This window comes from Pseudomonas sp. GW821-FHT01C01, assembly GCF_059422645.1.
In genome coordinates this window covers 65,621-88,973 of sequence record NZ_JBWKXF010000017.1, presented here as the reverse complement: position 1 = coordinate 88,973, position 23,353 = coordinate 65,621, and the positions used below count along the sequence as shown (strand labels likewise).

Here is a 23,353-nt window from a genome sequence, read left to right as displayed (position 1 = left end):
CAGTCAACAGGGATGTTGAATGTGATGGCCTCTTCGCGAGCAAGCCCGCTCCCACAAGGGGATCTCACTGATTTCAAGAATGGGGTCACCTGGGCTAAGGTGTTGGCATAGCCCCAACCCCATCGAGCCTCCATGTCCTTCCTCACCCACACCCACCCTCGCCTGTCCGCCGCCATCCTGCTGGGCATCGCGGTGGGCATTCTGGCTCCGGCCGATTCGCCGATCAGCAAGATCCTCTTCGGCTGGAATGCCGGCGTCTGGATCTACCTGTTGCTGATGTTCTGGCTTACCGTGCGATCGAAAGCGACTGACGTAAAACGCATTGCCGAAATCGAGGACGAAAACGCCGGGCTGGTACTGGCACTCGTGTGCATCGCGGCGCTGGCCAGCCTGGCGACCATCACTTTCGAACTGGCCGGCAGCAAAGACCTGGAAACCACGCGCAAGCTGTTGCATTACGGCTTCACCGCGCTGACGGTGATCGGCTCGTGGCTGCTGATCGGGGTGATTTTCAGCGTGCACTACGCGCGGCTGTTCTACACCTGGGAAGGCAAGGAACCGGCGCTGCGCTTTGCCGAAGGCCTGACGACGCCCAATTACTGGGACTTCCTGTATTTCTCGTTCACCGTTGGCGTGGCGGTGCAAACCTCCGATGTCGGCGTGGCGACCCGGGAGTTGCGCAAGATTGTACTGGCGCAATCGTTGATCGGTTTTCTGTTCAACACAGCCATTCTTGGCTTCTCGATCAACATTGCCGCCGGGCTGTTCAACTGACAGCTGCACAAACGTTCCAGTGGCCTGTACGGTTAATTCGAGTACTCAAATTCGAGTGCCAGGGCTTGTCAGGCAAGGCGCCATGACGAGTCGTAGCTCGCTACGGCGAGGAATGGCAACGCAGCCTGGCAAGTCCTGGCGCCGAAGTTGAGTGCACGAATTAGCCACACAGGCCACTAGTCATCGTCCTGAATCCGCCCGTCGGTATAAATCGACTCAGGGGCTTGACGAGGCATTTGGTTTTGGTGTCTTCTGAAACCGGTTTCAGCGCTATGCGCAAACCTCATAAATCCAATAAGAAGGTTTCAGACCGTGAACGATTTCTCCGCCGCCCAGCGCAGCCGCGTGACCATGCTCGACGTGGCCGAACATGCCAGGGTTTCCAAGGCCAGCGTTTCGCGGTTCATTGGCGAAGACCGTGCCCTGCTCTCCGATGCCATTGCCCAACGCATCGAACAGGCCATCGCCGAACTGGGCTACCGCCCGAACCAGATGGCCCGTGGCCTGAAACGCGGGCGTACCCGCCTGATCGGCATGCTCGTCGCCGATATCCGTAACCCTTATTCAATCGCCGTGATGCACGGGGTGGAAACCGCCTGCCGTCAGCATGGCTACAGCCTGGTGGTGTGCAACACCGACCGCGATGACGAGCAGGAACGCCAACACCTGGCCCTGCTGCGCTCCTACAACATCGAAGGCCTGATCGTGAACACCCTGGGCCATCACCGTGACGAATTGCATGAACTGCACCGGGAAATGCCGCTGGTGCTGGTGGATCGCAAGGTCGAGCACCTTGAGAGCGACATGGTCGGGCTGGACAATCCGGCAGCCGTTGAAATGGCACTGGCGCATCTTGAAGCGCGCGGCTACCGCGATGTGTTGATGGTGACCGAACCGTTCGACGGCACCAGTTCGCGGATCGAACGGGTCAGCAGTTTCAAGGCGAAAACTGCCCTGCGCCCGGCCCTCCATGGCAGCCTCATCGAAACCGGCAGCGAACTGACCGCACAACTTAAAACCTTTCTCGACACGCCCGGCCCAGGCCCGAAAGCGCTGTTTTGCGCGAACGGGATTGCGGCGCTGGCCTGCACCCATGCATTGCGTGAACTCAAGTGCAACCTGTTCGAGGATGTGGGTCTGATTGCTCTGGATGATCTGGATTGGTATCCGTTGGTGGGTAGCGGGATTACCGCGCTGGCCCAGCCGACCACCGAGATTGGCGCCAGTGCGTTTGAGTGTTTGCTCAAGCGGTTGCGTGGGGATGATGGGGTGGTGCGGAAGCTGGATTTTTCGGCGCGGTTGATTGTTAGAGGGTCCACCCGAGGGGATTTTCGGTGAATGTTATGGACCCTTCGCTGGCAAGCCAGCTCCTACAGGGAGACGCGGTGCCTTTGTAGGAGCTGGCTTGCCAGCGAAGAGGCCCTCAAATTCACCCACTATTTTTTTGAACAAAAATGAAACCGGTTTCAGAGGTAGAAAAACAATGAATACACCACCCGTTTCCATCAGCCTCTCCAGCTACGGCGCCGATCTTGTGCGCCAGCGCGGCCAGGGCAGCTTCATTGAAGTGCTGGCCGCCGCCGGCGCCACGCGCATCGAATGGCGCGAAGAATTGTTGACCACCGAAGATGCCACTCAACTGGCTGATAAAACTCAAGCCGAAGGCCTGGAAAGCGTGTACTCCTCGCCGATGGAACTGTGGCTGGCGGGCCAGTCCAGGCCCAACCCTGAACTGATCCGCACCCTGCAACGCGCCGAGGCGTTCGGCGCCAAATGGCTGAAAGTGTCGCTGGGTTATTTCACTGACAACTGCGACGTGCAATCCCTCGCCCGGCTGCTGGACGCCAGCCCCGTGCAGTTGCTGGTGGAAAATGACCAGACCCTGCACGGTGGCCGCATCGAGCCCTTCCAGCGCTTTTTCACTGAGGTCGAGCAACACAACCTGCCGATCAAAATGACCTTCGATATCGGCAACTGGCACTGGCAGGACCAATCCGCCGCCAGCGCCGCTCGGCTGCTCGGGCGTCATGTCGGCTATGTGCACTGCAAAGCGGTGACCCGTCGCGCCGACGGCAAATTGGTCGCTATCCCGCCCGCCGCCAGCGACTACCAACACTGGGAACAATTGATGCGGCACATGACCCAAGGCGTTATGCGCGCGGCTGAATACCCGCTGCAAGGCGATGACCTGATGCAACTGACCCGCGAACACGTAGCTGCCCTCGCCCGCCTCGGCCAATCGCAACGGGAGAGTGCCCATGTCTGAGATCGATATTCTCTCGTTCGGCGAAACCATGGCGATGTTCGTTGCCGAGCAGGCCGGCGATCTGGCCCGTGTCGGCGCTTTCCACAAACGCATTGCCGGAGCTGACAGCAACGTTGCCATCGGTTTGTCGCGGCTGGGTTTCAAGGTGGCTTGGCTGAGCCGGGTCGGTGCCGACTCACTGGGTCGGTTTGTGGTCGACACCTTGACCAGGGAAGGCCTGGATTGCCGCCATGTCGACATCGACACCGCGCATCCCACCGGTTTTCAACTGAAATCCCGCACCGACGATGGCAGCGACCCGGTCGTGGAATACTTCCGCCGGGGCTCGGCGGCCAGTCACCTGTCGTCGCATTCGATCGTTCCCGAATTGCTCAAGGCCCGGCACCTGCACGCCACCGGCATTCCCCCGGCGCTGTCGGAAACCGCGCGGCAGATGTCGTTCGAACTAATGACCCGCATGCGCGATGCCGGGCGCAGTGTGTCCTTCGACCCGAACCTGCGCCCGAGCCTGTGGGCCAGCGAGCAACAGATGATCAGCGAAATCAACCGCCTCGCCGCCCTCGCCCATTGGGTACTGCCGGGGTTGAGCGAAGGCCGTTTGCTGACCGGTTTCGAAGACCCGGCGGACATCGCTGCGTTCTACCTCGACCAGGGCGCCGAAGCCGTGGCGATCAAGCTTGGGCCCCACGGCGCCTACTACCGCACCCATCTGGATGCCGGTTTTGTCGCCGGTGTGCCGGTGGAAACCGTGGTTGATACGGTCGGTGCTGGCGATGGTTTTGCCGTGGGCATGATCAGCGCACTCCTGGAAAACCATAGCTTTGCCGACGCCGTGAAGCGCGCCAACTGGATTGGCAGCCGGGCGGTGCAGAGTCGGGGGGATATGGAGGGGTTACCGACTCGAGCCGAGATGAATGTCGAATTTGAGGCCGCCTTCGCGAGCAAGCCCGCTCCCACACTGGATCGTATTCCAACGTAAATCCCCTGTGGGAGCGGGCTTGCTCGCGAAGAGGCCGGCACAGTCACTGAAAATTTTGAACCCGTTACCTGCTGCGACAAAAACAACAAGCTCAGGAGCACCACCCATGAAAACCGCAACGCTCGCCACCCGCCGCTGGTGGTACATCATGCCCATCGTGTTCATCACCTACAGCCTGGCGTATCTGGATCGCGCCAACTACGGGTTCGCCGCCGCCTCCGGCATGGCCGCCGACCTGATGATCACCCCGGGCCTGTCGTCGATGCTCGGCGCGCTGTTCTTCCTCGGCTACTTTTTCTTCCAGGTGCCGGGGGCGATCTACGCGCAGAAACACAGCGTGAAGAAGCTGATTTTCGTCAGCCTGATCCTCTGGGGTGGCCTGGCCACATTGACCGGGATCGTCTCCAACGCCTACTGGCTGATCGTCATCCGCTTCATGCTTGGCGTGGTCGAGGCCGCGGTGATGCCGGCGATGCTGATCTACCTGTGCCACTGGTTCACCCGTGCCGAACGTTCGCGGGCCAACACCTTTCTGATTCTCGGCAACCCGGTGACCATGCTGTGGATGTCGGTGGTCTCGGGGTATCTGGTGCAGCACTTCAGCTGGCGCTGGATGTTCATCATCGAAGGCTTGCCGGCGGTGCTCTGGGCCTTTATCTGGTGGCGTCTGGCCGATGATCGCCCGGCGCAAGCGAAGTGGCTCAACGACCAGGAAAAACTCGATCTGGAAAGCGCCCTCGCCGCCGAACAGGTGGGTATCAAAGCGGTGAAAAACTACGCCGAAGCGTTCCGTTCGCCGAAGGTGATCATCCTCGCGTTGCAGTTTTTCTGCTGGAGCATCGGTGTCTACGGCTTCGTGCTGTGGCTGCCGTCGATCCTCAAGGCCGGCGCACAAATGGACATGATCGAAGCAGGCTGGCTTTCGGCGCTGCCCTATCTGGCGGCGGTGATCGGCATGCTGCTGGTGTCCTGGGGCTCGGACAAATTGCAGAAGCGTAAACGCTTTGTGTGGCCGCCACTGTTGATCGCTTCAATTGCTTTCTACGGTTCCTACGCCCTGGGTGCCGAGCACTTCTGGTGGTCCTACACCCTGCTGGTGATTGCCGGCGCCTGTATGTACGCGCCTTACGGGCCGTTCTTCGCGATCATTCCGGAAATCCTTCCCGCCAACGTCGCCGGTGGCGCCATGGCGCTGATCAACAGCATGGGCGCGCTCGGTTCGTTCGGCGGCTCTTATCTGGTCGGTTACCTGAACAGCTCCACTGGCTCGCCCGGCGCGTCATACCTGTTGATGAGCGGCGCACTGATGCTGTCAGTGGTGTTGACCATTTGCCTCAAACCCGGCGCCAGCGACCGGGAGCGGCCCGCTGTCGCGCTGACACGCCGTTCCGCTGCCCATCCATGAATTGATGTTGAGATCTTTAAGATGAAAAAGCAGGTCGTGCTGTACAAGAAACTCTCGCCGCTGCTGATGGCTCGCTTGCACGAGCGGACCGAGGTGACGCTGATCGACAGCCTCGACGCCGAAGGCCTGGCGCAGCTGCGCAATGCCCTGCCCCACGCCCACGGCTTGCTCGGTGCCAGCCTGAAACTGGATGCCGGACTGCTGGATCTGGCGCCCAACCTGGAAGCCATCGCCAGCGTCTCGGTGGGCGTCGACAACTACGATATCGACTACCTGACCGAACGGCGCATCCTGCTCAGCAACACCCCGGATGTACTCACCGAAACCACCGCCGACACCGGGTTTGCGCTGATCCTCGCCAGCGCCCGGCGCGTGGTGGAACTGGCGAACCTGGTGCGTGACGGGCAGTGGAAACGCAACATCGGCCCTGCACATTTCGGCAGCGACGTGCACGGCAAAACCCTGGGCATCATCGGCATGGGCCGCATCGGCGAAGCGCTGGCCCAGCGCGGGCACTTCGGCTTCGGCATGCCGGTGATCTACCACAGCAACTCACCGAAACCGGCGGTCGAGCAGCGCTTCAATGCGCAGTACCGCAGCCTGCCGGAACTGTTACAGCAAGCCGATTTCATCTGCCTGACGCTGCCGCTGACCACCGAAACCGAAGGCCTGATTGGCGCCGAACAGTTCGCCCTGATGCGCCGGGAAAGCATCTTCATCAACATTTCCCGGGGCAAGGTGGTGGACGAAACAGCGCTGATTCAGGCGTTGCGCTCAGGGCAGATTCGCGCGGCGGGGCTGGATGTGTTCGAGCGTGAACCGCTGAACCCGGACTCGCCGCTGTTGCAGTTGAACAACGTGGTGGCGACCCCGCACATCGGCTCGGCGACCCATGAAACCCGGGAAGCCATGGCCCGGTGTGCGGTGGACAATCTGCTGGCGGCGCTGGCGGGTAAGCGACCGGCGAATCTGGTCAACCCGCAGGCGTGGCGTTAAAGGACTCTGACCACCACTTCGGATGGCTGTGAGATGTTGTTGCCGGCCGCACGGGCCCGTACCGCGAATGTGTATTCACGGTTGGCGCTGAGGCCGGTTATCTCGCAAGGCGGTCGCGTCACGTTTAAGGTCGTGATGCCGCTTGCGGATACTTCATAGCCCACGGCATTCGGGCAAAACGCGCAGGTGGCATAGGGTTCGTCCCAACTGAGCAGAGCCGTGCTGGCAGTGATACGTCCACCTTTCAGATTGCCAGGCGAGCAGATTCGATCCCCGCTGTAGGCCGGCGTCTTGAATCGCATCGACGTGTACGCTGAGAAATACTCGCCCAGACCATAATTGCCGGTGCCTTTGGCGCGCACCTTGAACTCGTATTCGGTCACTTCAATCAGCCCGGTCGCCCGGTAGGTTTTCCCGGCGATCGTCGTCAGGCGTTGGTTGTTCAGATAAACCTCGTACTGCGTATCGGCCGTGTAATCCGCACCGGCAATCCAACTGAGTAACGCCGAGTCATCGGTGGGTTCAGCGAGGGACAGATCCCGGGGCGCCTGAAATGTCCCGGTCAAGGCGCTGGACCTGGACGGCTCCGATTCGCCACTGGCATTGGTTGCCCGAACCTCGATGAAATACCGGGTGCCGGGGCGCAAGCGCTGAAAGCGGTGATTCATGTACGTAGTGGAAACGGCAGCAAGCACCTCTCGCTGCGGAGTGTCGATCCCGATGCTGACGATGTAGGCCGCGGATTGTGGCGCCCCCCAGGTGACGGTGACAGCGTCATGGGTCGTGACGACATGCAAGCTGCCGGGCTTGGGTGGCAGCGCCGGGCCGTCGAGGGTCTTTTGAGTGATGCGTGCCCGTGATGATTCGCCATTGCTGTTACGGGCACTGAGCTCGACGAAATAAAGCGTATTTTTGATCAGGTTGGTCAGTGACTGTCGCAACAGCCGGGTGATTAGTGTGGTCGCGGCGCCGCCGGGCTCGGTGCCATACCGGACCACGTAATCGACAGCACCGGTGGAGGCAGACCACTCCACGTCCATTGTTGAAATGGACGGGGTGGCTCGCAGCCCGGTGGGTGTTGCGGGCACTTGCAACGTCTGTTTTGTGATCCGCGCCGGTGCCGAGTCGCCGACGTTGTTGCTTGAACGAACCTCGAAGTAATAGTTGGTGCCGGTGTTCAGGCCACTGAAGGTATAGGCAGGATTTGACGACGTTTCGCTTCTGATGACCGGTCCATTGGGGGCAAGACCAAAGCTGAGCTTGTAACTCGAAGCGTTGGCCGGGCCGGACCAGGTCAATGCCATCGTGTCCTTGGTAGGCGTCGCGGCAAGATTGGTGGGACTGGCCGGTACAGAAGAACCGGGTTTGGTCGTAGCCACTGCATCCCTGCTTCCCGGAGACATTTCACTGCCCTTGAGTCCGAATGCCTGGATGAGGTACTGAGTATTTGGATTGAGACCGCTGATCACATAGCGTAGCGAACTGATTGGCACATCGAACTCACCGACCGCGGAGCCTGCGCGCCCCCATTTAAGACGGGTGCCGGTATGCCCGCCACCCGCCGTATAACCCCAGATAACGCTGATGGACGACTCTGATTGCGCAGTGGCCGAGATCGTGATCGGCAAAGCGACATACAACACTTCCGGCTCGGTGGCGGGGAGTTCCTGCTCGTTCATTGAGAAGCTCCGGCAATGGTTGCGATGCTTCCCATTAAGAGCCGTTCGCTCGTGTTGCACCACTGACAGAACTGTTAGTGGCAGCCAGTCGTTTTCTCTGCTACGGGCGGACAAGGTTGCGCGACCGCAGGATCGGAGTTAGCCAAACACCGCCTGTGGCTGCAGCAAATCCGTCGCACACAACGCAATGCGTCGGCAGGCATCTGCCAGTTTCTGTCGATCGACCACCAGACCGATGCGAATATGCCCGGCGGCACTGGGCCCGAACGCTTCCCCCGCCAGTACCGACACGCCGTAACCTTCCAGCAATCGCTCAGCGAAGTGTTGCGCAGACTGCCCGGTCTGTCGCACATCGACCATCACGAACATCCCGCCGTCGGGACAGATTGGCCGGACGCCCGGGCAATCTCCCAGACTCGCGCATACCAGGTCACGCCGCTGGCGATACTCTTCGCGCATGTGCGCCACTTCCGGCAGGTCCTGATCCAGTGCCAGTTGCGCGGCGTTCTGAATGAAATCGGGGATACCGAACAGCATGCACAACGACAGGTTCACCAGATGCCCGGAGAGGGGTTTCGGCCCGATCACCCAACCCACCCGCCAGCCGCTCATGGCATGGGATTTGGACAGGCTGTTGATGGTGACCGTGCGCTCGGCCATGCCCGGCAGGCTGGCCGGGCTGATGTGTTCGCCTTCATACAGCAGCTCGCTGTAGACCTCGTCGCTGATCAGCCACAGGTCGTGACTAATGCACAACGACGCCAGTTGCTGCCAGACCGGAAGCGGCAAACTGGCGCCGGAAGGGTTGTTCGGGCTATTGATCACAATGGCGCGGGTTTTCGTCGTGATCCGCGCCGCGACATCCGCCGGGTCGACGCGAAAGCCGTTCTCGGGGCACACCGGCACCGGCACCACTTTGGCCCCGCAAGCACCCATCACGCCTTCGTAGGTGACGTACATCGGTTCGGCGACGATGACCTCGTCGCCCGGATCGAGCAGGCATTGGGTGGCCGAGTAGACGGCGCACTGCGCCCCCGGCAACACGATCACCTGGTCGGCATCCACCACCTGACCGCTGGCGCGCCGGTGCCGATTGGCGATGCTGTTGCGCAGGCCCCGGCTGCCGCGGACGTCCGAATAGTGGGTGTCGCCGGCCAGCAGGCTGTCGATGGCAGCGTGGACGATGGGTCGCGGGGTATCGAAGTCAGGATCGCCGACCGACAACAGCAGCACGTCGACACCCTGTTCGCGCAATTGCAGCGCGCGATAATGAATCTCCCAGGCCGCCGCTCCGTCTCCGGCGATGCGATGGGTCAAGGCTGAGTAGCGCATATGTTTCTCCTGTCGCGCGAGCTCCACAGACTCAACCCTAACTCAAATCGCCAAACGCGCCAGCACGGCATTCAACTCGACGGACGGCCACAACACTGCCTGGCAGGATCAGGCTGCGTACGGTCGCTTTTCTTACCGGTATTTGTGGCGCCCTGCCCGCACGCGCCGGCAACAAAAAACCTGCCCAATCAAAAAATTAACGACCGTTCCTCAGAAATCGCGAACACAAGGATAGCTCCTACAAATAAGGGCGCTTTCGCTGACATCAGTTTTCACGACATCTGATTAAAGTCCGCCACCTGTAATTTGTGACAGGTTCCAAGGCGATTGAATCGCGCTATAAGACAACCGTACCTCCAGCCCTGCTCAGGTGTCTGAAGGACGGCCGCGCGAACCACGCCATCACGAAGTAGGAAGATTCCGCCGCGCCCACGCCGTCAATGATGATGAATGGGAGATTCGACTATGTACCGCCCCGATACCGCTTCAGTTCGATCATCAATCGCTAAGCTCAACTTCCCGCCCCAGGAGGGCAAGCCACCGCAACCGATCAAACTCACCACCCGGGAAAAAGAAGTCTTGCAGTGGAGCGCCGCTGGCAAGTCGTCGTGGGAAATCGGCCAGATCGTCAGCTGCTCGGAGGCTGGCGTGAACTACCACTTTTGCAACATACGCCGAAAGTTCGGCGTCAGGTCGCGCTGGGTCGCCTTGGTCATGGCGCTGGAACAGGGTCTGATTCATATGCCTTGAACCGGTGTCTCCTCAACGGTCAGCGTGTCATCGATCCTGTTGAGACATCTCATGAACCTGCATCAACCGCCTCATTTCTCATCGCTTCACTCCTCTCGCGACAGTGCCTGTGACGATACGCCCGTATCGTACGGGCACCGACCGGACAGCACGCTACGCATCATCCTTGCCGACGATCACCCCGTGGTGTTGACGGGCGCCGAAATGACCCTCTCCGCGCCTGGAGCCCCTGGCTGCTCGATTGTGGCCAAGGCGCAGAACGCCGATGAGCTGATCGGTGTGTTGCAGCGCACGCCGTGCGACCTGTTGATCAGCGATTACTCGATGCCTTACGGCGACTTTCCCGATGGCCTGGCGCTGATGGGTTACCTGAAGCGGCACTTCGGGCACGTCCCGCTGATCGTGATGACCATGCTACGCAATCCTTCGCTGCTGCAAGCGTTGCTCAACGCAGGCGTACGCGGGTTATTCGACAAGCGCAGCCCTTTGGACGAACTGAAACGGGCGGCGCAGACCGTGGCCCGGGGGCGTTCGTACCTGTGTCCGACATTTGCCGCTGCATTGGGGGCACGGACATTGCCCGCCTCGGGCAGTGTTGTGCCCTTGGTCAGCCTGTCCGAACGGGAACTGGAGGTGGTGCGGTTGTTTGTGCAGGGACTGTCGGGCCGGCAGATTGCCGCGCAATTGAACCGCAGTGAAAAAACCATCAGCCGACAAAAAAGAACCGCCATGGACAAGTTGGGACTTGGCCATGACGGTGGGTTGGTGGAGTTTGCGCGGGTTAGTGGGCTATGTGCGTAAGATCAGCTAAAAATAAGCCTCATGAAAATATGTGCTAATGCTCATGCTTGGCCGCATAGACCGTACTTATTAATCGAATTTGTTGCCAGGATGTTTTTTCCCGAATAATTTCCCGATCCCTCTGCCGCTTTCATTAGAACTCCTAATATGTTGAGCTCTTTTAAAACTATTAGTACTTGGAGCAGGATTTTGCTCGTTAAAAATTTCCATCCTTTGCTCAGGACTCATTTTCACCCAATCGATTCTTTTAATATCTGGGGGCCTTCCATAGTTAAGAATATCTTGTTCGATAATTCTTGCCCCATGTGCTTGCATACTTGCATCAAGTGAATCAGCAAAAATATTGTATGAGCTCGCGGCATTGGATTTCTGCCCCCCACGCACCGGGCTTTTTGGTGGACTACCCCATGGATAGTCTGGTGCTGGAATATCTGGAGTTTTAGTGTTCGCAGTCTTTGCAAGTACACTATCGCCCGCAGACATGATGTTATCGGAAGCCCCCACGCCTACTCTTCTACCATTTGATAAAGTCGGACTGTTAATGATTTCGCTTGATTTACTAGCAAATGGCTTGAGCTTCTCCGCTACCGCCATCAGTAGAGCAAGGGTTGGTGAAGGCATATGCCCAGTCGGATCCTTATATTTCACCGGATCCCCCCCAACATACGCATAACCATTCACCCCACCCTCCCCAAACGGACTCCAGCTATCCGGGCTGTAAAACCGCATCATCGCCGGGCTGTAGATCCGATACCCCTTGCCCAACAAATAATGACCGGTCGCCGAATCCTGCAGCTCACCGTTGTACCCCAGCCCACTCTGCGCCGATGCATCATCGCCACTGTAGCCATACGCCGAATAAGCCCGCGCCTTGCGCCCGTTCTTGCTGACCTCCGACAACACACTGTTCTTGTCGTCGGTGGCCAGCATCAGGACTTTGGGTCGGTACCTGCCTGGCGCTCGGCGAGCGCGACTCCACTGCCGAACACAAAGGTGCTGTGCTGATCGCCATCGATCCGGTTGGCCGGTTCGTCGCCACGATAGAACAGCTGCTCGTTGCTGCTGCCACCGCGCACGTTCGACAGGGTGTCTTCACCGTCATAACCGTAGGTTTTCGGCGATCCTCCGTCGATGGAGCTGACGGTTTCCAGGCGTCCCAGGCTGTCGTAGCCCAGCGTCCACTTCCGATCCTGCAGCAGATTGCCGTTGTCGTCGTACTTATACTCGGCATTCGGGTAATCGGCGTGGGTGTTGGTGACGGCGCCCAATTGCGCCGGGTCTTCCTTGTCGTACACGTACTTCGCGGTATTACTGCCGCCGGGGAATCGGGTCCTCACCTCTTCGATATTATCCAGCGCGTCGAAGTAGAACTCCTGCGACTGGATCGTCTTGCCATACGGATCGACCGGTGATTGCGGCCCCTCGCAGGTGTAATATTCGAGGCGCCTTCGAAGCTCGTACTCATAGCGCTCGTCAAGCAACGTCGTACCGCCAGCCGCCGCCCCTTCACTGAGCAAGCGGCGTTCGACCTGATCGAGCCCGTTCCAGGTCTGGCTCAAGCGTTGCGCACTGTTACCGAAGTCAAACACCCGCAGCGTCTCGCGGCCCTGTGCGTCGTATTCAAGGGTGATGGTCAGGCTCTGCCCGGCCGCCGAGTCCACAGTGTGGATACTGGCGGTCAGGCCCTGGTCGTTGTAGGTGAATACGGTTTTGATGTGCCCCGGCGTTCCTTGCGCCCCAAGCTCGGTCCACACCATGCGCCCCTTGTCGTCGTACTCGTAATGCTGGACCTGGCCGAGTACATCGGTGTAACGCAACAAGCGCCCGGTGCGGCTGTGCACATAGGCCATCTCGTAACTCTGGCCGTCCTGATTGCGCTTCTCCGTGGCCACCTCGCCATTGCTGTTGTAGGTGCGGATCAGCGCCAGGCCTTGCGCCGACGATTCCAGCAGCCGGGCGTTTTTCCGGTCGTAATCGTAGGTGGCTTCAATCGGTGCCAATGTGGCGGTTTTGGGCATCGCGATACGCTTGACCGGTTCTTCGGTCAATTCCGGCAGGTACTCATACGCAATGATGTCCCCGCTGGGCCGGATGACCCGGTCCGGTTGACTGTTGCTCGACTCAAACACATAGGTGGTTTTACGCCCGCCCGTGACCGACTCGATCATCCGCTCCAGACCATCGAAGGCCTGGGTGCCCAACACGGTACCGTTGACACTGATCAGGGTCGGCAAATCGCCACGGCTGTGCCTGGCATATTGACGTACCACTTTGGCGCGGTCCGGCAAGGTGGTTTCAGTCATCCGGTCGTAGGCGTCGTAGCGGTACAGGGTTTCGAAGCCAGCGGCGTTCTTCTCCGAGGCCGTCCGTGCCAGGCCGTCATACTTGTAGCTGTGCAGGCTGATGCGTTTGGCCGCCAGATCCAGACGCTCGACGCTGACGGGTTTGTCGAAGCGGTTGCTCACCGTGATGGTCTTGCCCATGCCCTCGATCCACTCTTCGCTGCGGAAGGTGATCGGGTTGTTCACCGTATGGCTGGTCACGCCGTCCGGACCGGTGACGCTGTCTTGCTGGCCCCACCGGTCGTAGGTGTAGGTGCTGGTCAGGCGCAGGTCTTTTTTCTCCAGCCAGTCGATCTCGGTTTCACCGATCAGTTTGCCCAAGGCGCTAAAGATCGCCTCGTAGAGACATCGCCAGGCCGGTGGTTGACCACCCGCATTGTCGACATCCTGTTGTTCTTCCTTGACCGCACGACTCAGCCCGTCAAACAGCGTGCGGGTTTTCACGCCTTTGACGTTCTCCATTTCCTGATTGGCGGGTTGGGTCTCTGGCGTTTCGCCCTGGCCCGCCGGGCGAATCAGACGATAGCTGTAGGTGCGCGTCGCCGCATTTTCCGTGCTGTCCGGGGCCACGGTCTCGGTCAATGCCCGGCCCAGTACGTCGTAGGTGGTGCGGATTTTCACGTCCTTGTCGCTGCTCAGCACCGGCAGGCCACTGAACAGCGAGCGTTCCTCGGTCATCAGTTTGGTGACGGCGTCGAAATCGGTGCTGAGGGTTTGTGCCGTGCGCAGCACCGTTTCACCGGCAAACGTGGCGTAGGTCGCGCTGACCTTGCTGTAGGCGTAATCGGTGAAGGTGGTATTGCCCGGTGCATCGCCCAGGGTGACGGCCTGGCGTTCGAGTTGACCGTGTACGAATGCATTGTTGCGATCATTGATGTACGTGTTGGCCGCGCGCTCCAGCAGGGTTTCGGCCTGGCCATCGACTTGCAGCAAGCGCTCTTCGGCCAGCGCGACCCACGGCGTGGCACTGCCGCTGATGCCCGGCAGCTCCACATACCGATAGCGGGTACGCAACGTAGGGGCACCGGGTTGCAGATCCGGCACCAGCGCCAGGTCCGAGGCCGGCGTCACGGTTTTCTCGCGCACATGCCGGACAAAACCATAAGGGTCCCGCGGGCAGTCACCGGCCACGCCTTCCGCCGGGTAATACGACGTGCTTTCGGTGACGCCATTGGCCTGCACGCTCAAGGTCTGGTTACCGTGAATGTCGTATCCGCTCAGTTCCTTGTCTTCACGCCATTCGCGCGCGTCATCGGTCAGCTCCCAGCGTGTAACCACCTGCCTGGGCAGTTGGCATTGGCGTACCTGCTGCTCGAACGGGTCGGTGTCGTTGGCGTAATAGGTGGTGGTGACACTTTGACGATGAGTGCCTTGGGTCGTGACTTCCTTGGTCAGCAAGTGAAAACGGTTGAAGCTGCGGGTGACGGTGCGCACCGCAGCATTGCTGACCATCAGGCTTTCGGTGGACTCGTACAGGTAGGCGCCGATGACCTTGTACAGGTTGTCCTCGCCATCACTGTCCCAATTGATCGGCGCGTTGTAGCCAAGGAAGTTGTTGCCGCTGTAGCTGTACTTCACCACGATCGGCGGCTGGCCACCGCCCGGATCGGTGACGTGATCGGTGACCCGAGGCAGATTGGGGAAACCCGGATTGCCCGGAAAGCCATGACCGGCATCGTTGTACTGGATTGTTTCGTGAGCACCCAGCGGCGTCCAGACTTCCTTTATGCACAGCTGCTCGCGCTCCAGGCCGTAGAGGAAACGCCAGCCGGCACCGTTCGCCGTCGGCAGGGTGATGCGCGTCATGCGGTCACCCTCCAGATGCAGAGTGAACACCGCCAGTGGCACGCCAGCTACTGGCTTGAGACGGATTTCGACGGTGCTCGCGACCAGGTTGCGGATCACTTCCAGCAACAGCCCCTGGCTGTCCCTGATCGTGCTCAACATGCGGCCCGAACCGGCGCTCTGATAAGCCAGGGTGACGTCGTGACCGAGTGGCGAGTACATCTTCACCGGCATCGCCACTTGCGGCGTGGTGCCGGTGAGCTTGAGGATCTCCACCAGGCCGGAGGTGTGCACCACCTTGTAATCACCGAGCGGATCGCCGCTCAGTTCGTACAGCTTGAAGCTCTGGATTTTCTGCTCTTTCATCTTCAGGCGCTTGGGCTCCCCCTCGCCTGCATAGTCACCCGTCACTTTGAAACTTTCGCCCGAATGCACGGCGATGATCTGCGTGCTCGGGGTGTACTGCGTCAACGCCAGGCGCCAGCCCGCGCCGTAACCATTATTGATGGTGCTGATGGGGTTGTAACTCAGGTTCAACGGTACGACTGGCCCGCGCAGGTCATTGACTTCCACGTCATGCAGGGACAACCCCACGGTATACAGACCGGTACGCGGATCGACACCCGACTGCACGAAACTTTGAAAGTTGAATGCATTGGAATGCACAGCGGTTTTTTCTTCGACTAAGGAATTCATCTTCACAATCCCGATGTATGAAACCCATTGAATGGGAATGCGCGGTGCAAGGGCACCGCGCGGTCTTATTGTTCAAACAGAGGTTCGACGAAAGGCCTGTTGCGGTTATTCGCCGGGAAGGCGATCCGCACGGGATGGCGGTGGCCTTCGGTATCGGTAAAGATCACCTTGAGGCCTTCTTTCAGCGGGTACAGATCCTTGTTTCCCGGCTTATCATTCGAATCTGCCTGGCGGATGTCGATGCGGCGGAACACGCCAATCAGGAAACCACCCGTGGCCAGGGCCCGGTCGAGAGTTGGTTCCAGCACAGGTTCGAGGTTGGGATTGGCCTTGATTTTCGAATCAAAGACCATGCGCTTTTCGTCACCCGCAACCTTTGAATCGTTGAACGCGTACCCGGTGTAGGTGAACATTTTTTCGTTTTCGAACGGGCTTTCCCATTTCACCATCGACACAGTCGCAGGTACGACCGGATCAGGCGCCTGGAACTCGACCGCCTCGAAGTTCAAGGCGAGTCCTCCCTGTTGCCCACCTTTCTTGTAGGTCAGCGTGTAGTAATCGGTGGTTTCCAGGAACCAGTCAAAACCCTCGTCGTCTTCTCCGTTTTCCGGATCATCAGGCCCGCCACCTTCGACACGGCGGCGGGTGAACTTGAACGAGTCGGCATGGACTTCGGGCGACGGCACCGGTTCCAGTCTGATCGTGCCGTCCTCATGGCCTGGGTAAACGTCCGAATCCAGCGGCAAGCCAAAAGGGTCTTCGACGGATCCGTAAAACTCGGTGACTTGAGTATCCCGAGTCACCAGGTACACCGTCATCAGGTTCGGTGTAGCAGTGGAAGAAGTACCTGTCGTTTCGTTCTGTGGACCGCCGACATAGGGCCTGAAGCGGTTCGGAATCCGCGTTTGCGCCCAAAGAATCGGTGTCAGCGGATCGTAGGGAATGCCTTCCTGACCGGGCACGACTTCCGCTACCCGCTGCCGGGATCGACGGTGATAGATCATCATCGTGTCTTCTTGTTCCGGTGTCAGAGGATCACCATCGGTTTCGATGCGCACTTCCAGGGCAAGCTGTTGATAGCCGTTGGCGTATACCTGCTTCGAGCGCAACGCTGTCAGTGAGAACTTGGTCAGTCGGGTCCAGCCAGGTTCCTGATTGAAGTTGTTCAGCTTGATGATGCTGTAGCCGGATCGGACGAGGATACTGCCGCCGGTATAAAAGATATCGCACTTGACCACACTGAACGGCCGCGTGCTGTTGGCGGGTGCGGTGAAGACGCCGTCCTTCACCGAGCCTTCGCCCAGCACTTCCCAGCGCCGTTCAAATTCTGGTGGTGCGTCGCTAATCTCCTCCAATTGCACCGTCCCGGAGCGTGCAATCGAACTCACGAACGCCGGTTCAATCGTCATGGTCGACGGGAACTTGCTCAACACCACGCAAGCCTGCACGGTTTCCCCGGTCTGATCGCGCACCTCGATCGGCTGGACCATCAGGTGTTCAGGCAAATCGTCCGCGCTGGTTGGTGGCGTGTAGGTCGCGGTATTACCGTTGGCCACCAATCTTCCGTACGCCGGCTGGGTCCAGGTCAGGTTACTGCCACTGAGCGCCGTTGCTACAAAGGTCACCTGCGAGCCACCCACTTGACGGGGCACACAGGCCGGCGAAAGGGTCATGGCCTCGGTAGTGACAAGCAACAAAGCTGACACGCGATGGATGCGCGCAGGCTGGTCGCCGTTAGCCGGTTGAGTCCAGGTGGCCGTCACGATGTTGCGCACCGACTCCTTGCCGATCTTCGCTGCGGTGACAGGCGTGTAAACGCCGGTATTCTCATTGATGCTGCCGGCAGACTCGATGGTGTTGAGGCTTTTCACGCTCCATTTAACGCCATTGACCACAGCGCCGTTGAAAAAGGCCTTATAGGTCAGGGGTTGACCGCCGGCCTTCAGGCTATGCACAGCTGGTTCAATGGTCAGCGAGGTCTTCGCCGGGTCCAGGCTGCCGAACATCACCATGTCGTGAGGAGTGTGTCGCGAATGTTCGACAAACACATTCTTCTCGCCGGGAAACAGCACACTACGGATCAGGTCGAGTTTTTCGTCATCGGATCGCGAGATAAATTCCTGGGCCAACACCATGGTCGCGGAGTACTTGCGCACGCCGTTTTCCACATCATCCGGGATCAGGTACGGGAAGCGTTCCCGGGAGGGGATATCTCCCCCCATGACGTTGCCCCGAAGCTTGATCATGACCACCACCGCGCCATCGCCCACATTCAACGCACCGGGCAATTCGGCGCCCGGGGCGCGTTGGGTCAGGATGATGAAATTCGTCGGGCTCAGGTCGCTGCCGCCCTTGAGGTCGAGAATCCCCAGTTCGTAAACCTGACGCTCCGTCGGCAGTTTCTTGAATTTTTCCTGGAAGAACTCACCGACTTTTTGCTGACTGGCCACCGGCCCCGCCAGGTTGCAGACGAACTCGGTGCCCTTGGACAGGTCGAGGGTGACTCGCCCGAGACGATCGATCACCCCGACGACCAGCGACAGGTCCAGTTTGATTTTCAGCGTATAACCCTGGGCCTCGGTGATCTGGTAGCTGTACATCACCCCGGTTTTGATTTCGTGCGCGGTGAACGAGCCGCCGAGAATGCTCAATGTCAAAATTGCCCGGGAGTTGTCGAGCGCCGCCGGCTCGAACGACAACAACGGTTTACCCAGCAACACGTCTTTGAGTTCGCCCCTTTCAGTTTTGGAATCGTTCAAGTGCATTTCGCCGGAGAACACCGGCACATAGTGAGTGCCGTCATATTTCTCGACCCATTGTTGAAGCAATACACGGTTAAGGCGTTCACGGTCGAAGGCGCATACAGCGCCCCATCGTTCGGTGATGGAGCGGTCTTTCATTTTTTCAAGAATACTGGCGAGTGAATTGCTGGCCATGGTAGTTACCCTCAACAACAAAAATGTCGGTGCATTTGGAGAGCCCTCTGAACTTGCCAGAGGGCTGGATGACAACGGTTAAACTTCTAATAATCGCAATGATTAAACTTGGGGCATTCCGTCCAGTGAACCTTGAGGAATTTCAGGGTCTGGTTTTGGGGGGAAGGCGCCTAGTGGCAAGGGTTGGATAAAGAATGCGTCGCCGAGGAAAAACTCACCCATTGCCGCTCGTGCCGTAATGATCGCAAATTGGTGATGACTGTTCGGGTCTGCCGTATACAAGCCGGACGAATCGATAGTGCCTGCACCTGTCTTGGGAAAGATGTCCCAGGTCGGTTCCGGATTTTGCCCATTGAATGTCGCGGTGAACTTCGCCTTGTTAGCGCCTTCCAGCTTCATGGTCATCACCAGGTTCTGTTTATCGTGGGTGACCACAACAAAAGAAGACTGGGTTTGTTGAGTCGCGGTGTTTGTCACCTTGACTTCATCAACCGTAAACGAGCGTTTGGTGACACCCACATCCTGTTTCGGCGGCGCGGTATACAGGTTGGTGCGATCCGGGTTGGCATTTTCCGGAATACGGCCATCACCGATCACCGACCATTTCAACGCACCGCTCAGGGAGTTGGCGGTCAATTGCCGGGTTTCCGCTTGAGCGCCCGAGGCTTGGCAGGTTTGCACCAATGGATTGAGGGTGACGGCCCGGGCGGCGATGGTGACCAGCGCCTTGCTGACGTGGGGCGTGCTGCTGCTGCCGGTAGCAGTGACCTTGACTCGTTTGTAAGTACCGTCGATCTGGTCCAGCCCCGGTGCAGTGTAGCGCCCGGTGTTGGCATCGATCTGCCCGGCGCCCGCGGTACTGCCATCGAGGTTGCTGACACTCCATTTCACGCCAGCCACGGCAGGTTTTGTGGTGAAGGTGTGGGTAGCGCCATAACCCAGGAGTTTTTCCGCGGGGTCGATGGCGAAGGTGGTGAGGCGTGGGCTGATGGAGCCGAAGCTGATCAGGTCGCCTTGTGTATCAACGGTTTTAAGCTGTACCGCGTCTGTGCTGTTGAACAAAAGGCTGTTTAGCACAAAGACGTCAACGGATGCGAGTGAGCTAAATACTTTCGCCAGCACCTCCTTACAATGATTTGTCATCGTATTTTGATATGCTGAACCAGGAGCGGTAATAAAATCTTCCAGCCACTCAGGAATACCGCCGTTCCTCGTCAAAGCCATGGATGCAGTAAGGTTAGTGACTCCAACCGTCAGTTTTTGCGTATCCGGGCTAATAGCGAAAGTAAAATCTCCATTCGCGCCCAATGCAATGTAGGTTAATTTTTCCTCATCATCATCTATCTTTATATAAATCTCATTACCCTTACTGTCGCTCGCCCCATGCCCCATACCAATTCTAACATGACCAACCCCAACCTTCGTCATGGTCAACAAATGACTCAGATCTATCCAAATAGGCACTTCGAACTCCGAGAATCTTAATAAACGCCCATTCGGATGGCGAACTTCAACAGCAGGAATTTTTATAGAGCCGGGACCAGGCTCTACTTTAAGCATCTCTATAAAATTTTTACTATCGCGAATCTCTTCAAATTTTACGTTCGGAGCATCAAATGCCAGCGAGGCACCTCCACCAACTATTTTCCTCATGAATAATTGGTTGCTGATCATCATGCACGCATCAATCCCCGGAATATCACTCGGAATCGGATACAACCAATCATCCCCGGGAAACCCGCCTTCCAACTCATCCTTCATCGCAATACGCAATTCCAGTGCACCATTACCGAAATTCGCTGCGTTCCTGACGTTCGCCCCGGCTTCCATCACAGTGCGCAGCTTGAACTTCGCCGGTTTGAGGAAATCCTGCTCGGTATAAGCCAATTGCCCCAGCTTGTAAGTCCTGCGCGCCGGATCGGCTTCGCGGAACATACGTTTGAAAAAAGCCCCACCTACACGGCGCACATGCTGGATGCGCGAGCCGGTCAATTCCCACATATAGCGTTGTGCTGCCGGATCACCCAGGTCCAGAACCACGCTTCCATCCTTACCGACTTGACCCTGGATGTCCTTGAGCAACACCCGGTCGGCTTTGAGTTCAGGGTGATCGAGTGGGTCGAAGGAACTGATCTTCGTCACCTCCGTTCCGCCACTGGTGTTGTTGTACAGTTCAATCTCGGTGCCGCCTACAATCGCCATGCTCATGTTGGCCTCGGCGACATTGCCGCCGTTGCCATCGGGGTTGTTTTCGAAACTCAATCGCGCCGCATCGGTCAGGTAATCCTTCAGCCAATACCAGGTTGTCTCGCCCGTCGCATATTCTTTATTGATCGGTGGCATCAAGGAGTTCTTGTCATGCTTGTCGATGTACTCCTGCTGCAACAAGTGATTGCACTTGTCACGATCATAAGCCACCAATGCACTCCAATCGTTAGTGCGCGGCCGTAGTGCTGCCCACGCCAGATATTCGTTATAAGTCACTCTTCGAGCTGCCATGGCATTCATCCTTTTTTTCATTTGGCGATTGGTCAATCGCAAGTTAGGTGGGTGCGACCAATAGTTGATCAAGCTGCCAAGGTGAATCTGGCATCCGTCAGTTTTGTTTCAGCGCCAGGCTCATAAATGATTGTCACGCGAACAGTGACGGTGCCCAGTTGGAACTTCTGCAATTCGGTTTTACTGACATGCGCTTCAACCAACTTTGCGTCGGCTTGCGGTTTGGTGACGACATGGTTGTTGAATATCGGGTAAGTCAACTCCGCACCTGCCGCATTTTTACCGACCAGAATTGCGTTTAATGTCTGGCCTTCGCGGATGTAGGCCCAGCCACGGGTAAAGGAAAATTTCTCGCCCTGCGCGGGGACTGCGGCAATGGAAATTCGACCGCCAGTTGCCTGGGCCTGCACGGACTGAATCGCCAGATAGCGATTAAGCGGCACCGACAGCACCCGCAAAACATACACTTGCGATGTATAGGCAACGGTTTCACCCTGCGGCGTCACCTTGTAATACACGTTGACCTTCTTACCCATGTTGGCCGGAATGTATTGCGCCGGGATGTTGAACGTACGACCGCCGGGGGCCGTCGGTGTGGTGACAGAGTGAGAGCCGGTATTGCCGAAACCGTCGAAGAACATTTCGACCCTGTCATTGGGGCCATAGCTGGCCTTGTCGTCGATTCGAATATTGATGCCCGAGGTAACGAGCACGTCGGCCTCGATCTCGCCCTCACCTTCCACCGGATCGTTCCCCGGAACGGCCCCCTCCACAATCGACATCGGCAAATACAACGGCGCCCGGATCACTGCCGGGTAAGGAGCGGCGGACATCGCGCTGCCGATCCAGGCAAACTGGTAAAGCAACTCGATCGGCGAGCCACTGCTGGCATCGACCCATGACCGCGGTACCAGAAACTCGATGAAACCCTTGTCGATGGTCGAAAGATCCACCCGCGCTCGCAGGATCAGCGGTTCTACCTCGTCATTGCCGGAGGAGGCATCACACAACACTTCATCGTCCACGCTGATACCGAGCCAGGCTTCGATGCGCAACCGCAGCCCCTCGGGATATTGTTCGGGATTGATCGGCCCTGCGCTGTGACCCACGATTTTCAACGCCGGCAGCGTGGCCGTGGCCGGTGGCACCAACTGGAAGTTCTGCGTGGCCGACAGGGTTTTTTCCGTGGCCGTGCCGGCGTACTGAATGCCGTAGTTCAATTCGATGCGACCGCCGTTGACCCGCCGCAAGTCGCTCTTGTTGAGGAACAAGGCAAGTGGTTTGTCGAGGTCGGCCTTGGTGATTTCGGTGGGATAGGCAAGGGCCGGCGTGTATTCGGTGCCGTCAGCTTCGAATCGTCGGCAATGCAACGTGACGATGTCACCCACCGCCATGGCTTCGTACGGCACAAGGCGCACGCCCAGTTGTGCCGGGGCGTTGTCCAGGTCCAGGTGCAGGTCGTGGGATTCCTTGATCTGCAAGACCGGCAGGGCCCGGCTCGCCCGTCCGCGTTTGCCCACATAGAAAAATATTCGCCGGGATTCGTCGCCAGCAGGGGCGCCGGCTATAGCAACCCGGTACGAGTAGAAGGCCCAACCCTGGTCAAGGTTGACGATCGTATGGTTTTCTATTTCGGCCGGCATGCCGTCAGGGGTCAGCTTGTCCAGGTCCACCGCCACCTGGTTGTTGAGCTCGTCCACCACTGTGCCGTCCGCCGCACAGCCGCGAAAATTCAAATGGATCAAGTGGGTATCACCGGTCTCGATTCCGGGATACTTGATATACGTCATGAGTTTCGAACTACCCAACTTGACCACGTCAACGGCATTGTCGGCTTCTATCGCGGGGACTGTGGGCGCAGGGTTCGGAGCAATCATGTTGAGTTTCCTTGAATTCAGGCAATTGTTGTCGGCGAGTTAATGTGGGCCGTGTTCATTGAAAACAGTTTTTACGCCTGAATATAGGACTTGGGTACTATCAGAACTGCTAGGTTCGCAGCTCTGAATTTGCTGATAGTGTCGTGACTCAGTTAACCCGTGCAGTTTCTCTATTCATTAGCAGAGCAGCCAAAAGACCGGCATCAGCTGAAACTCCAGGCTGATGCCGGCGCTGC

15 protein-coding genes are annotated in these 23,353 nt (G+C 58.4%); 8 read left to right on the top strand and 7 right to left on the bottom strand.

What is annotated here, in order from left to right:
• Nucleotides 1–132 precede the first annotated feature (132 nt).
• The 6 genes from AC07XF_RS13510 (at nt 133) to AC07XF_RS13485 (ending at nt 6,420) form a co-directional block, all read left to right on the top strand.
• A complete protein-coding gene (locus AC07XF_RS13510; protein ID WP_007985465.1) occupies nt 133–774 on the top strand; it encodes a DUF1345 domain-containing protein in 642 nt (213 codons plus the stop codon).
• A 312-nt stretch (nt 775–1,086) separates the two neighbouring features.
• Nucleotides 1,087–2,112, top strand: a complete 1,026-nt coding sequence (locus AC07XF_RS13505) for a LacI family DNA-binding transcriptional regulator (protein WP_495026884.1) — start codon at nt 1,087–1,089, stop codon at nt 2,110–2,112.
• Nucleotides 2,113–2,257: 145 nt separating this feature from the next.
• Nucleotides 2,258–3,040: a sugar phosphate isomerase/epimerase family protein gene (locus AC07XF_RS13500; protein ID WP_495026883.1), complete on the top strand. Its 783-nt coding sequence runs from the start codon at nt 2,258–2,260 to the stop codon at nt 3,038–3,040.
• Complete coding sequence (locus AC07XF_RS13495) at nt 3,033–4,019, top strand: sugar kinase (protein WP_495026882.1); 987 nt, start codon at nt 3,033–3,035, stop codon at nt 4,017–4,019. The genes AC07XF_RS13500 and AC07XF_RS13495 overlap by 8 nt, the downstream gene beginning before the upstream one ends.
• A 106-nt stretch (nt 4,020–4,125) precedes the next feature.
• Entirely contained in the window at nt 4,126–5,424 is a 1,299-nt protein-coding gene (locus AC07XF_RS13490; RefSeq protein WP_495026881.1) for an MFS transporter, read from the top strand.
• Between the two features lie 21 nt (nt 5,425–5,445).
• A complete protein-coding gene (locus AC07XF_RS13485) occupies nt 5,446–6,420 on the top strand; it encodes a 2-hydroxyacid dehydrogenase (protein WP_495026880.1) in 975 nt (324 codons plus the stop codon).
• Here the strand turns inward: AC07XF_RS13485 and AC07XF_RS13480 are convergent.
• Nucleotides 6,417–8,099, bottom strand: a complete 1,683-nt coding sequence (locus AC07XF_RS13480; protein ID WP_495026879.1) for a fibronectin type III domain-containing protein — start codon at nt 8,097–8,099, stop codon at nt 6,417–6,419. The two genes, AC07XF_RS13485 and AC07XF_RS13480, sit on opposite strands and share 4 nt — an antisense overlap.
• A 138-nt stretch (nt 8,100–8,237) precedes the next feature.
• Complete coding sequence (locus tag AC07XF_RS13475; RefSeq protein WP_495026878.1) at nt 8,238–9,431, bottom strand: pyridoxal phosphate-dependent aminotransferase; 1,194 nt, start codon at nt 9,429–9,431, stop codon at nt 8,238–8,240.
• Nucleotides 9,432–9,896: 465 nt separating this feature from the next.
• Here AC07XF_RS13475 and AC07XF_RS13470 point away from each other — a divergent pair, with 465 nt between their 5' ends.
• Both AC07XF_RS13470 and AC07XF_RS13465 read left to right on the top strand, forming a co-directional pair.
• The gene (locus tag AC07XF_RS13470) at nt 9,897–10,181 is read left to right on the top strand and encodes a helix-turn-helix transcriptional regulator (protein ID WP_495026877.1); all 285 of its coding nucleotides are present in this window, start codon (nt 9,897–9,899) and stop codon (nt 10,179–10,181) included.
• Nucleotides 10,182–10,232: 51 nt separating this feature from the next.
• Nucleotides 10,233–10,982, top strand: coding sequence for a response regulator (locus AC07XF_RS13465; RefSeq protein ID WP_495026876.1), 750 nt, complete (start codon nt 10,233–10,235; stop codon nt 10,980–10,982).
• A 69-nt stretch (nt 10,983–11,051) separates the two neighbouring features.
• On the opposite strand, the gene AC07XF_RS13460 is transcribed toward AC07XF_RS13465, so the two are convergent.
• The 5 genes from AC07XF_RS13460 to AC07XF_RS13440 form a co-directional block, all read right to left on the bottom strand.
• Nucleotides 11,052–11,912: an RHS repeat-associated core domain-containing protein gene (locus tag AC07XF_RS13460; protein WP_495026875.1), complete on the bottom strand. Its 861-nt coding sequence runs from the start codon at nt 11,910–11,912 to the stop codon at nt 11,052–11,054.
• Entirely contained in the window at nt 11,912–15,805 is a 3,894-nt protein-coding gene (locus tag AC07XF_RS13455) for an RHS repeat domain-containing protein (protein WP_495026874.1), read from the bottom strand. Before AC07XF_RS13455 ends, AC07XF_RS13460 begins: the two co-directional genes overlap by 1 nt.
• 65 nt (nt 15,806–15,870) lie before the next feature.
• The gene (locus AC07XF_RS13450) at nt 15,871–18,741 is read right to left on the bottom strand and encodes a hypothetical protein (RefSeq protein ID WP_495026873.1); all 2,871 of its coding nucleotides are present in this window, start codon (nt 18,739–18,741) and stop codon (nt 15,871–15,873) included.
• A gap of 102 nt (nt 18,742–18,843) precedes the next feature.
• A complete protein-coding gene (locus AC07XF_RS13445; protein WP_495026872.1) occupies nt 18,844–21,249 on the bottom strand; it encodes a hypothetical protein in 2,406 nt (801 codons plus the stop codon).
• A gap of 59 nt (nt 21,250–21,308) precedes the next feature.
• Entirely contained in the window at nt 21,309–23,117 is a 1,809-nt protein-coding gene (locus AC07XF_RS13440) for a hypothetical protein (protein ID WP_495026871.1), read from the bottom strand.
• Nucleotides 23,118–23,353: the final 236 nt, after the last annotated feature.